Here is a 12,754-nt window from a genome sequence, read left to right on the forward strand (position 1 = left end):
CTGCAAACGTAAAAGTTTCATACAACTTACCGATTGTACCTAATTTAATACAAACGTTATGATCGCCTTATCCTCCACTCATTTACCGTATGCCACCTTAGTCTAATAGACCAATAGGTAATTGAGTAAAAACCAACCTTAAACAACAGTTAGTGATGATTAAAATGAATATCGGCTGCTGCCAACTGCAAAGCACAGCTATTGAGGAACTGAATTATGACAACGAATAATATTAATAAAAAACTGCTCGCGGTTGCTATCAGTAGTCTCTGCGCTCTCCCTGCCACCGCAGCTGAAATTGGCGATACCAAAGTCAATTATGGTGGCTATATCAAGCTTGATGGCATTTGGAGTGACTTTTCTGACGGCGCATTGGGTGCACAAAATATCGGCCGAGATTTTTACGTCCCAGGCACTACTCCTGTCGGGGTTAATTCCGATAGCGATGCTGTATTTGATATGCATGCTCGTCAATCTCGCTTTAATTTAGCCACTGATACTAAGCTGGATGATGGCAGTAGTATCAAAACTAAGATTGAACTGGACTTTATCGCTTCGGTCGGTGGCAATGAGCGCGTCAGTAACTCTTACTCGCCACGTGTACGCCAAGCTTTTGTGACCTATAAAGGCTTCTTGTTTGGTCAAGCTTGGTCAAACTTTCAAAATGTTAATGCATTACCAGAGACTTTAGACTTCGTCGGCCCAGCTGAAGGTACCGTTTTCGTACGTCAAGCCATGGCAAAGTACACCAAGGGAAACTGGTCTTTTTCTATTGAAAATCCAGAAAGCACGGTTACCACTGCAGATAGTGGCCGCGTCGTCACAGATGACGCTAGCATGCCTGATTTCACTGCACGTTACACACACAAAGCTGATTGGGGTCATATTGCGGTAGCTGCACTTGCGCGTCAAATTACCTATAAAGTCGGTGGAGCTGATGAGTCTGAAAGTTCATTTGGGATCAGTGCATCCGGCCGTGTTAATTTCGGTGACAATAACTTGAAGTTTATGCTGACCCAAGGTCAAGGGCTTGGTCGTTACGTAGGCCTAAACGTCGCTAATGGCGCGGTATACGATGGTAACTCGTTACATGCAATTGATTCGACGTCGGGCTTCATCGCTTATCAACATAGCTGGAACGACCAGTTCCGCTCAACATTCTTATACTCATTCTTTAATGCTGATAACGAAAGCGATTTGTTGGCGATAACTGGCGACCCGACAAAATCAAGTATGAGTTACAGCGCAAATTTACTTTATTCACCCGTGAAAAAACTTACTTTTGGTGCTGAATATAAGATGGGTACTCGGGAAACAGAAAGTGGCCTTGAAGGTGATTTAGACAGACTACAACTTTCAGTGAAGTACGTGTTTTAAGGGTTTGTTATTTTAATAGGCCACTACCAATTCACTTCCTAACTGCGGCCTATTGGCCGCTTTTTTATTGTTGGTCGCGACATGTTTCTTCACGACATAAAGTCGCTGCTATGGTGTGCTTTTTTGCGGCGTAAAAGATCACAGCTACTTGTGAGGTTTCATCATCTAACATTTGTGACCATATTGCGCCAATAAAAAACCCCGCTGGCAGGCGGGGTTTTACTATCATTGTAAAAGCATCATCTTATTGTGCTTTTGCATCCTTCATATAATCAAAGAACTTGCTATCCGGTGATAACACCATAACGTCATTCTTATCTTTAAAGGTATTTTTATATGCTTCAAGCGAACGAACAAACCCGAAAAACTCAGGGTCTTTATTATATGCTTTAGCGTAAATGTTTGCCGCCGTTGCATCACCTTGACCGCGAACCGCACGAGCGTTACGCTCAGCATCTGCAAGCATAACTGTCACTCGACGATCAACATCAGCACGGATGGTCTCCGCCTTCTCTTGACCTTCTGAACGGTGCTCTTTCGCCACAGCCTGACGCTCCGCACGCATACGCTGGTAGATTGAGCTGCTTACTTCGTTAGGCAAGTTAATCTGCTTAACACGGACATCCAGCACTTCAATCCCAAGCTCACTCGCACTTTCCGACGCTTGAACTAGTGCTTCTTCCATTAGCTCGCTACGTTCACCCGATACTATCTCTTTGATAGTACGAGAACCGAAGTTTGTTCTTAGACCGTTGTTAACCTTTTGCTTAAGTAGCGTTTCCGCATACTGCTTATCACCACGCGCACGTAGGTAATAAGCGCTAAAGTCATTCACGCGCCACTTCACGTAAGAATCCACGATTAGATCTTTCTTCTCGCTCGTTACGAAACGATCAGGTTGACCATCTAAGGTTTGGATACGTGCGTCTAATTTACGTACTTGGCTAAAGAAAGGAACTTTCAGATGAAGGCCTGGTTCATATACCAACGCATCGCCATTCTCATCTTTTTGTACCTTGCTAAATAGCAATACAATCGCTCTTTGACCTTCGTTTACTACAAAGATACCAGAGAAAGACATGATCACGGCAGTGACTAATAGAAGTAGACTAAAATTCTTCATCTTGATTATCTCCCGTTACCAAATCTGTCGCGATTAAATCTATCGCCGCCTGAATTGACAGAACTATTTTGCTGTTGAGTACCTTCAATCGTTCTACGAAGCTGCTCAATGTCGCTCTGATTTGGCAAACGTACTGGTGACGAAGTGTTACTATGGGATTGCATAATCTTATCAAGTGGTAGATATAGCATGTTATTACCACCTTCAACATCAACCAATACCTTTGAGCTACGGCCCAAGATCTGCTCCATTGCATCAATATATAAACGTTTACGCGTTACTTCTTTTGCCGCTTGATACTCTGGCAGTAACTTCTCAAAACGCTCTACTTCACCTCGAGATTCAAGGATAATACGCTCGCGATAAGCTTCTGCTTCTTGCGTCATACGAGTCACTTGACCACGCGCACGCGGTTCAATTTCCCTTGCATAAGCTTCTGCTTCACGAATGAAACGCTCTTCATCTTCTTGTGCAGCAATCGCATCATCAAATGCGTCTTTTACTTCTGCTGGCGGACGAGAATCTTTAAAGTTAACGTCAGTAACAATTAAACCAAGGTTATATGGTTCAATAATACTGTTTAGCTCTTCCCAAGTGCGCTGACGAACCACTTCACGACCCGTAGTTAACACTTGGTCCATGCGAGAATGACCTACAACGTAACGCAGAGCACTGTCTAGCGCTTGTTGTAAGCTGTGATCAGCATCGGTCACACTGAAACGATAAAGCGTTGGATCTACAACACGATATTGCACTTCAAACTCAACGCTCACGACGTTTTCGTCTTCCGTAAGCATAAAGCCTGAAGCCGACAATGAACGCACCGCTTCAATATCTACAGGAATAACACGTTCGATGAACGTGGCTTTCCAACGCAGACCCGGCTCAGCAATACGGTCAAACTTACCAAATTGCAACACGATGCCGCGTTCAGCCTCTTTTACCGTGTAAATACCACTTAGCGCCCATACGATGGCTGCGATAATAAGTATAAAGACGAAACCAGCACCGCCTAATCCGCCATTACCACCTTTCCCCGGCTTACCGCCGAAAATACCACCGAATTTATTACCAAATTTACGGAATACTTCATCTAGATCAGGTGGGCCTTGATCCCGCCCCCCGCGGTTTTTCCACGGATCGTTATCATTGCCATTATTACCCGGTTCGTTCCAGGCCATAGCTATACTCCATTGTTATTTAAATGAATTAGGTTAAATCTAACAAAATTCGAGCGACTCTCATATAAAAATACGCTCGAAATTGACGATTTTTAACTACCAACGACCAAATCATTGAGATTTCGCCCGAATTCCTTATTGAGCTTTTCCCATTCGATTTTTGGCATTCTTACCGAAACAAGCCAATTGCCTTGCTCGTCGTAGCCTTTTTCATCCACGGCATTGAGCTCAAATAGTGCACCTCGTAAGCGCCCAAGCGCGGGAGGTACGGCAAGCTCAGCCGTGAAAACGGTTTTTGCCAACAACTCTTTAACGGCGTCGAATAACAACGAAATCCCTTCTCCAGAGTGGGCACTTAACCACACTCTGATCGGTTTTCCTTCATCGTCCCTATCTATTCTAGGCGCAACTTCGTCCATTAGATCAATTTTGTTGTAGACTAAAAGTTGAGGAATGTCATTGGCTTCAATTTCCTCTAGAACCAATTGTACCTGTTCTATATTTTCTTTTCTTCTCGGATCTGCAACATCAATGACATGAAGCTGTAAATCCGCTTCACGAGTCTCTGTTAAAGTCGCCTTAAATGCTGCTACCAAGTCATGAGGTAAATGGCGAATAAAACCTACTGTATCTGCTAAGATAACGGGGCCAACATCATCAATTTCTATCTTTCTTAGCGTAGGGTCCAGCGTTGCGAATAGTTGGTCCGCAGCATAAACATCGGCATCCGTAATTTTGTTAAACAGCGTCGATTTCCCCGCATTAGTGTAACCTACCAGAGAAACAGTTGGGATCTCATTGCGACTACGCGCTCGACGCCCTTGCTCACGCACAACGGCTACCTTGTCTAATCGTTTACGAATACTCTTAATTCGCTCTCTTAGTAACCGTCTATCGGTTTCTAATTGGGTTTCACCCGGACCACGTAAGCCGATCCCCCCTTTTTGCCTTTCTAAGTGCGTCCATCCTCGAATTAAGCGCGTAGAGATATGCCTTAGCTGAGCAAGCTCAACCTGCAATTTACCTTCGTGGGTACGGGCTCTTTGCGCGAAAATATCTAAGATCAGCGTTGTCCTATCTAACACTCGGCACTTACAAACGCGTTCTAAATTGCGCTCTTGTGAGGGACTGAGTTGGTGGTTAAATATGATGACATCTGCGTTGTGGATGTTGACAATCTCGGCAATTTCTTCAGCTTTACCCGTTCCGACAAACAACTTTGCATGTGGTGCTTGACGGCTGCCTTGCACAACCGCCACACTACTAACACCAGCAGAAGAAACTAGCATTTCCAATTCACGTAGATCTTCGCGATCTCCTTCGTGTGGAAATTCTATATGAACCAAGACTGCCTGTTCGCCGGCTTCATAACGGTCAAACAAGCATTAAGCTCCTACTAATAAGAATTAATAATTACCTTCTTCACTTTGGTCGCCCGCTTCACTTCCTGTTGCATTTTGGAAGTTAACCGCACGAGCTGGAACCACAGTGGAGATGGCGTGTTTGTAAACCATTTGGTTTACTGTGTTTTCAAGCAAAATCACAAATTGGTCAAATGACTGGATCTTGCCCTGTAATTTAATGCCATTCACTAAAAAAATTGAGACAGGAATGCGCTCACGACGCAAGACATTCAAAAATGGGTCTTGTAAAGATTGGCCTTTTGCCATTTTCTTATCCTTCGTTTTAGGTGTTATTATGTCAGGTCGTTGATTTAATCAGAACACGCTGATTTAACAACTACTATTAGCTTAGCGAAGTTAGAACACGTTGCAAGTTTTCTTGACTATCGGTGTCAAGCCAAGTCACATCTTGCCACCCCCTCAGCCAAGTTAATTGCCGCTTCGCCAGTTGTCTGGTCGCTGCGACGCCTTTGAAAACCATTTCGTTATAATCGCACTCGCCAGCTAAATACTCCCACATTTGCCGATATCCGACACAGCGAATAGAAGGCAAATCAGGGTGTAAATCTTTACGTTGATATAAGGCCAAAACTTCATTTTTAAAGCCTTCATCCAACATTATTTCAAATCTTTTCTCTATACGTTCATGCAAGACTTTTCGGTCACTTGGTGCAATCGCAAATTGATGAAATTGATACGGCAATGCATCCTGTTTGCTTTGCTGCAATTGAGTCATCGTTTTACCACTAATACGATAAACTTCCAAAGCGCGGTTTATGCGCTGCGAGTCGTTTTCGCTGATTTTAGCCGCGGCTTCTGGGTCAATTTCTTTTAACTGTTGATGCAATGCAGGCCAACCCTTTTGTTCAGCCTCGCGCTCCAATATCGCCCTGATTTCGACATCAGCCTCTGGTAATGGCGACAGGCCTTCAATCAAGCCTTTAAAGTACATCATCGTGCCACCCACTAAAATTGGCACCTTGCCACGCTGATGAAAATCATCAATTAGTTTAATAGCATCAGCACGAAACTCAGCAACCGAATAGCTTTGTGCAGGGTCAATAATATCAATTAGGTGATGTGGTGCCTTTGCTTGCTCTTGTGCGCTCGGCTTTGCCGTACCGATATCCATCCCTTTGTACACTAACGCCGAGTCTACACTGATGATTTCGGTATTTAACGCTTGGCATAACTCTATGGCCAATGCGGTTTTACCCGCTGCTGTCGGCCCCATAAGGGTAATGACAGGTAACTTGTTCACATCTAACCTACTAATAAACTGCACTAATCTCGTATTATAGCTGATAGTACATGGTAATTAATACCTACTTAGGCACGAATTACTGCGAACTTAAAAAACTGACCAACTTCTGGGTATCAATTGTAACTGCACTTTTATGAATACGAGCCAAACATGAGGCTTTCGAAAGTAATTTTTCTTTAACTAAATCAAAATGCTGGCTATCGAAATAGCTACTTGGTGTTGAGACTTCTAACCACTGTAACCAATCTTGGAGTTCAGCATCTGAGCTTGGTTCCATCATTTGCTTAGAAATTTCACCAACATCTATGCTATAGAGCGACACAGGCAATTTTTTAACTAAAATATGGCCATCAAAAATTTCAATCGCAAACCCTAAAATTGCCAACCAAGTTTCACGCTGCTGTAATGCTTCCAGTACGGCTTTATCTAACTTGATGCGCACAGGTAACAACAGCGCTTTGCCTTGCAGTGTGCCATCTTGTTCAATTTGCATCTGCCAATATGGCAATAGTCCCTGCCTACAATCACCAAACAACAACTGATTGTCTTGCTCAAGCATAACTTTGCCTTGTGGCAACAACATCCAGCTAGATTTACTGGCGGATATCGGGACGCTACTTACTTCACTTGGCGGTAATGCACCTTCTTCAACTTTATCGAAGTGCTGCATTTGTTGGTGTGATAGCCCTTGATAGAGCTGGTTCACATTGACCTGCTTTTTGCCACAGCCTGTTGCACCGCCATAATTACTTCGACCACTACTTGAGGCTGCTCTTGATGCTTCAGAACGCTCGCCAAAGGCACTTGGAGCCGAATAGGCCTGCGCTTGTGTTTCGGGCTGTAGGGTTGAACGATAACTTTGATGATAGGTTTCATCTACCTGTTCTTGAGGCGTAAATAATGGCGAGGTGGTATCAGGTCCTTGAGTCTCAGTCTCGATTGTATAAGGTAGATCAATTTGTTCCGTCGCGACCTGCTTTATTGCTTGTACAATAAAATCGTGAACCAAGCGCGCTTGATGAAAACGAACTTCGTGTTTCGCTGGGTGGACGTTAACGTCAACTTGTCTCGGGTCTAATTCAAGATATATGACAAAACCGGGGAGATCTTCATGCCCGATTGATTCATCAAATGCTTGACGAATCGCATGCAAGATGAGCTTATCTCGCATCATACGACCATTTACGTAGGTATATTGTGTGCCGTTGTTCACCCCCGCAGGTAACACCCAACCAAATAACCTCAGTCCCTCATGCCCTGAGTCAATAAAGCTTGCTTGCTGTAAGAATGCTTTACCGCCAACTTGCGCAACTCGCTCAACCCCTTTTTCAATAGTGCGTGGGCGATATTGACGAACCACCTTTTGGTTATGAGTGAGCGTGATGGCAACATCAAAACGACTCAATGCAATGCGCTTAACCAATTCATCAATATGGCTAAACTCGGTTTTTTCGGTGCGTAAAAACTTCCTGCGCGCAGGCGTGTTGAAAAACAGATCTTTGACTTCAATGGTGGTGCCATCTGGATGCGCGGTAGGTTGAACCTGCACAGCCATATCTCGCCCTTCAGCGAAAGCTTGCCAAGCAGTTTCTTGCGCTTGCGGCTTAGAGCTCAGAGTCAGCCGCGATACTGAACTGATGGATGCCAGCGCCTCACCTCGAAAGCCAAGCGAAGCAATACATTCCAGATCGTCCAAACTTTTCAGTTTACTTGTCGCGTGGCGAGACAACGCCAACATCAGCTCGTCTTTAACAATACCAATACCGTTATCACGGATCCGAATGAGCTTGTGCCCTCCACGCTCAATATCTATTTGAATGCGCGTCGCACCAGCATCAATACTGTTTTCCACCAGCTCTTTCACAACGGACGCTGGCCGCTCCACCACCTCACCGGCAGCGATTTGGTTGGCCAACCGAGCTGGAAGTATTTCTATCGTCATCATTTACGCTTTTGGAATAGTTAAGACTTGCCCAATAAACAAGGTATTGCTTTTCAGGTTATTTGCTTTTTTCAGTTCACTGACCGTAATACCATAACGGCTAGCCAGCACACTCAATGACTCGCCACTTTTTACTTTATGCGTAACCGGCTTGTTGGATTGCATTCGCGCAAAGAGCGAATTATCCGGTGGGTTCTTCTCATAATAGCCCTTTATCGAACTAAAAATCGCTCGAGCTAAACGCTCTTGATAATGTGGAGACATTAATAGCTTTTCTTCTTTGGGATTTGAAATAAAGCCAGTTTCCACCAGGATCGAAGGTATATCTGGTGATTTTAATACCCCAAAGTTTGCGGCTTGCGGTCTGCTCTTGTGCATTTTTGCCACTTTTTTCAGTTCTTTGACGACTTCTTCTGCGACCTGAAACCCAGTTTTCATCGAGTGTTCCATCGACATATCAAGTAGCGCTTTGGCCAAATACTTTTCGTTGGCCGTATCTTTAATTAAATCGGCAGCCCCTCCCAATAATTGTGAGTGTTTTTCTTTGTCTTCTAGCCATTTACCTATTTCTGAATTTGCTCTGCGCAATGATAACACCCAAACCGACGCACCGCGTGGTTGAGGGCTGGTGAAGGCATCTGCGTGAATAGACACAAAGAAATCCGCTTTTCTTTCGCGTGCTCTTGCGGTTCTCGTATTCAACTTAAGGTAATAATCGCCAGTACGAATAAGCTTTGCGCTCATTCCCGGCTGGCTATCGACTAAGCGTGCTAAACGCTTCGCAATTTGAATGGTTACGAGCTTTTCATAAGTACCAGAAGGTCCAATAGAACCTGGATCTTCACCACCATGACCAGCATCGATGGCGATGACTATATCTCTATCTTGCGCGAGTGTTTTTCGTGGTGTGGCAGTTTTTGTATCGTCATAAGCACTCATCTGCTTACCATACAAATCAACGACTAAGCGGTTTTTATACGGGCCAGTTGGTGCTAGCGCAAAGATTTTTGGCGTAGCGCTGCGGCTAAGCTCCACAACAATACGTGCAGAATTGTTGTTTTTCGGCTTGCTGTGGCGCACCTTATTGACAACTCGATGTTCGTCAGGAACACTCGGAAAGTCTTTTTTTTGCTTGGTGTTTTCAAGGTCGATAACCAAGCGCAGCGGATTTTTCAGCACAAAATAGCTGTAATCTGGCTTATCACTCATATCAAAAACAATACGAGTGCTTTCTGGGGAGGGCCAAACACGCACACTTTCGATGGCGTTTTGGGCGATGCTGTGCATACTCGTTAAGAGCATGCAGATTAAAATGAAAATATAACTAATAGTCGGCTGATTACGCATAATCTTGTAATTGTTTTAATAGTGCCTCGCCGCGGCTAGACTTGGCCTCAAGTGTAATTTGACGGCCATCACCAGCATACTGCATTGTGACGTCTATATCTGGGTTTGGAATAAAGCCTTCACCTTTTTCAGGCCACTCAACAACACAGATAGCATTACTTGCAAAGTAATCCCGGATCCCCATGTATTCGAGCTCTTCAGGCGAACCTAATCGATATAAATCAAAATGATATATTGAGACATCATCCAGTTCATAAGGTTCAACTAAGGTATAAGTTGGACTTTTTACCTTACCTGAATGACCAAGGCTTTGCACGATCCCGCGAGTGAGCGTAGTTTTACCTGCGCCTAAATCACCGTGTAAAAATAGTACCGCACCTTGACGAATAACATTGGCAATTTTATTACCCATGGCAACTGTTGCTGGCTCATCAGCCAAATCGAATTTCATATGACCTGTCGTCACCCTAAAATACCTCGAATATGTTCGAATAAATCCCCGGCCAACATACCTTTTTCGCCATCATGAGCAGCCTGCTCGGCAGCCAAACCATGAATATACACGGCTAGGTTTGTTGCAGCAAATGCTTCCATCCCTTGGGCAATTAAACCGCCTATGATACCAGATAAAACATCGCCCATCCCAGCACTCGCCATTCCTGCACAGCCTGAACGATTAATATTTATCCGCTCACCTTCAGATATCAAACTGCCCGGCCCTTTTAGTACCGTAACAGCGCCATATTCATGGCTAATTTTTTTAGCCACCGCGAAGCGGTCGTGTTCATTTAGTGGTGTCTCTAAGTGGTTCAATAATCGTCTAGCTTCACCTAGGTGAGGCGTTAACACCCAGTTTGATTTTTGCCTCGGTGCATGCGCTAAACAATTGAGCCCATCAGCATCCACAACCATCGGCAATTCAGTTGCCATCGCACAGTTAAAGAGAGCTTTGGCCCAAGCGTCTTGACCAAGCCCGGGACCAAGCACTATCACACTGGCTTTTTTCATCAATGGCGATAACTCATTCGTACTCTCAACACCGTGTACCATTAATTCAAAGCGCCCCTGCAAGACGCTCGCGATATTATCAGGATGAGTAGCGACCGATACAAGGCCAGCCCCTGCTCGCAGAGCGGCTTCTGCTGCCAATCGAATTGCCCCAGCCATACCACGATTACCGCCAATAAGTAACACATGGCCATGTGCATTTTTATAGCTATCTAGTGCTCGCAGTGGCCTTGCTGCCATTAATGTTTCATGATTTAAATAATTAGAAGTTGGCGTTACTAGAGTTTTGAATGCTTCACCAACATCCAAGTCGGCTAACAATAACGTTCCCACAAAACACTTAGCTGAGCCGCTAAGTAAGCCCTGTTTTAACGCGATAAAGGTAATGGTTTCGGTAGCTAAAAATGCACTAGATGCAACTTCTCCTGTTGTGGCATTTATACCGCTCGGTACATCAAGTGCCAACCTAGTAACCGGCAGTTTATTTATTCTGTCATAACAAAGGCAAACATGCTCAGGCAACTCACCTCTAAAACCAGTGCCGAACACGCCATCAACCACAACCGAAAACTGACTTAACTCTGCATCGTTTAAAGAAAAAACCAATGCGCCTTGGTATTGAGAGAATGCCTGCTGCGCATCACCCGTTAAGCTTTCGGGTGCAAATAACGCAAAGACGGTGACGGAAAACCCAGCCTGTTGACATAATTGAGCGACGACAAAACCGTCTCCTGCATTATTGCCTTTACCGGTGATAATTAAGATATGGCTGGATTTGGGCTGGCTGTTTTCAATAAAGCGAAATGCAGCGGCCCCAGCTCGTTGCATTAAGGTACTTAGATCAGTGCCTGATAGCTTAGCGGCTTTTGCTTCATATTGCTGCACTTGTTGGGCTGAATAAGCAAATTGTGGTAAATTGTCCGTGTATTCATTAGCCATTATTTCTTCCCGTGACGACCGATAATATCAATTATAGTGAACTTGCAGCACAAATTAAGCAATGGGGCCAAGAACTTGGCTTTGCAGAAGTCGGTATAACCGACATTGATTTACGTGAGCATGAAGCGCAACTTCAGCGCTGGTTAGACGCTGGCTATCATGGTGAGATGGCGTATATGGCGGCGCATGGAATGAAACGTGCTCGCCCCGCTGAATTGGTTCCTGGCACTCAGCGTATTATTTCGGTAAAAATGAACTACCTGCCACCTGATGCTAGCTTTGCCAGAGCGCTTGGTAATAAAACCACCGCCTACATCTCTCGTTATGCATTAGGCCGAGACTATCATAAAGTGATGCGCAACAGACTCAAGCAGCTCGGACAAAAAATTGAGCAAGAAGTCGGGGCGTTAGGGTTTCGTCCTTTTGTTGACTCTGCCCCAGTGCTGGAGCGACAAATTGCAGAAAAAGCTGGGCTTGGCTGGCGTGGAAAAAACAGTCTAGTGATTAATAAGCAGGCGGGCTCTTGGTTTTTCTTGGGTGAACTGTTTGTTGATATTCCTCTTCCTATTGATAAACCAAACCAAGAAGAGGGTTGCGGCCGTTGTACTGCCTGTCTAACTTTATGCCCCACCGGCGCTATAGTCGAACCTTATGTCGTCGATGCAAGACGCTGTATTTCGTATCTCACCATAGAGCTTCAAGGCGCTATTCCAGAAGAGTTTAGGGCAAAAATGGGCAACCGGATATACGGTTGTGATGATTGCCAGTTAGTTTGCCCGTGGAATCGCTATGGCCAAATAACGGAAGAAACCGACTTTTTGCCGCGAACTCAACTGAAAGATCAGCAGTTATTGAGTTTATTTGCTTGGGATGAAGCAACATTTTTGAAGAACACCGAAGGTAGCCCCATTCGTCGGATTGGACATGAACGTTGGCTACGAAATTTAGCCGTTGGCCTTGGCAATGCACAATACGATGAAGCTATCGTTATAGCGCTGGAAGCAAAGCGTCAAAATACCACTCCCCTTGTTATCGAACATATCGACTGGGCGCTGGAGCAACAAAGGCAAAAGTCAGATCAACATGAGCGCAAAAAAGCAAGGCTGATCCGCATTATTGAAAAGGGCTTACCACGAGACGCTTAGCTGGATTGTCGCGCTAAAGCACGAC

Annotated in this window: 12 protein-coding genes; 2 read left to right on the top strand and 10 right to left on the bottom strand. The window is 44.7% G+C overall.

Going from position 1 to position 12,754, the window contains the following annotated elements:
- Positions 1-216 precede the first annotated feature (216 nt).
- A complete protein-coding gene (locus DRB05_RS21090; protein WP_128728664.1) occupies positions 217-1,377 on the top strand; it encodes a DcaP family trimeric outer membrane transporter in 1,161 nt (386 codons plus the stop codon).
- A gap of 64 nt (positions 1,378-1,441) precedes the next feature.
- Here DRB05_RS21090 and DRB05_RS22685 read toward each other — a convergent pair whose 3' ends face one another.
- The 10 genes from DRB05_RS22685 to DRB05_RS21135 all read right to left on the bottom strand — a co-directional run bounded on the left by DRB05_RS22685 (position 1,442) and on the right by DRB05_RS21135 (position 11,584).
- On the bottom strand, positions 1,442-1,606 hold the full coding sequence (locus DRB05_RS22685; RefSeq protein WP_161568704.1) for a hypothetical protein: 165 nt from the start codon (positions 1,604-1,606) through the stop codon (positions 1,442-1,444).
- Between the two features lie 15 nt (positions 1,607-1,621).
- Positions 1,622-2,500 carry a protease modulator HflC gene (gene hflC, locus DRB05_RS21095; RefSeq protein ID WP_026000905.1) on the bottom strand — a complete coding sequence of 293 codons (879 nt, stop codon included), beginning with the start codon at positions 2,498-2,500 and terminating at the stop codon, positions 1,622-1,624.
- Between the two features lie 5 nt (positions 2,501-2,505).
- A complete protein-coding gene (gene hflK, locus DRB05_RS21100; protein WP_128728665.1) occupies positions 2,506-3,681 on the bottom strand; it encodes an FtsH protease activity modulator HflK in 1,176 nt (391 codons plus the stop codon).
- A gap of 92 nt (positions 3,682-3,773) precedes the next feature.
- Positions 3,774-5,063, bottom strand: coding sequence for a ribosome rescue GTPase HflX (gene hflX / locus DRB05_RS21105; protein WP_010605651.1), 1,290 nt, complete (start codon positions 5,061-5,063; stop codon positions 3,774-3,776).
- A gap of 24 nt (positions 5,064-5,087) precedes the next feature.
- Positions 5,088-5,351: an RNA chaperone Hfq gene (gene hfq, locus DRB05_RS21110; RefSeq protein WP_128728666.1), complete on the bottom strand. Its 264-nt coding sequence runs from the start codon at positions 5,349-5,351 to the stop codon at positions 5,088-5,090.
- Between the two features lie 76 nt (positions 5,352-5,427).
- Positions 5,428-6,318, bottom strand: coding sequence for a tRNA (adenosine(37)-N6)-dimethylallyltransferase MiaA (gene miaA, locus DRB05_RS21115; RefSeq protein ID WP_209319078.1), 891 nt, complete (start codon positions 6,316-6,318; stop codon positions 5,428-5,430).
- Positions 6,319-6,424: 106 nt separating this feature from the next.
- Positions 6,425-8,290 (bottom strand): DNA mismatch repair endonuclease MutL, encoded by a 1,866-nt coding sequence (gene mutL / locus DRB05_RS21120; RefSeq protein WP_240036292.1) that lies wholly within the window; start codon positions 8,288-8,290, stop codon positions 6,425-6,427.
- 3 nt (positions 8,291-8,293) lie between these two features.
- Positions 8,294-9,637: an N-acetylmuramoyl-L-alanine amidase gene (locus DRB05_RS21125; protein ID WP_128728669.1), complete on the bottom strand. Its 1,344-nt coding sequence runs from the start codon at positions 9,635-9,637 to the stop codon at positions 8,294-8,296.
- Entirely contained in the window at positions 9,630-10,103 is a 474-nt protein-coding gene (gene tsaE / locus DRB05_RS21130) for a tRNA (adenosine(37)-N6)-threonylcarbamoyltransferase complex ATPase subunit type 1 TsaE (RefSeq protein WP_010605655.1), read from the bottom strand. Before tsaE ends, DRB05_RS21125 begins: the two co-directional genes overlap by 8 nt.
- The gene (locus DRB05_RS21135) at positions 10,100-11,584 is read right to left on the bottom strand and encodes an NAD(P)H-hydrate dehydratase (protein ID WP_128728670.1); all 1,485 of its coding nucleotides are present in this window, start codon (positions 11,582-11,584) and stop codon (positions 10,100-10,102) included. The genes tsaE and DRB05_RS21135 overlap by 4 nt, the downstream gene beginning before the upstream one ends.
- A gap of 11 nt (positions 11,585-11,595) precedes the next feature.
- On the opposite strand from DRB05_RS21135, the gene queG reads away from it, so the two are divergent.
- Entirely contained in the window at positions 11,596-12,729 is a 1,134-nt protein-coding gene (gene queG / locus DRB05_RS21140) for a tRNA epoxyqueuosine(34) reductase QueG (protein ID WP_128728671.1), read from the top strand.
- The last annotated feature ends 25 nt before the right edge of the window (positions 12,730-12,754 follow it).

It is taken from the genome of Pseudoalteromonas sp. A757 (assembly GCF_004103285.1).
GTDB classification, from domain to species: Bacteria; Pseudomonadota; Gammaproteobacteria; order Enterobacterales; family Alteromonadaceae; genus Pseudoalteromonas; species Pseudoalteromonas galatheae.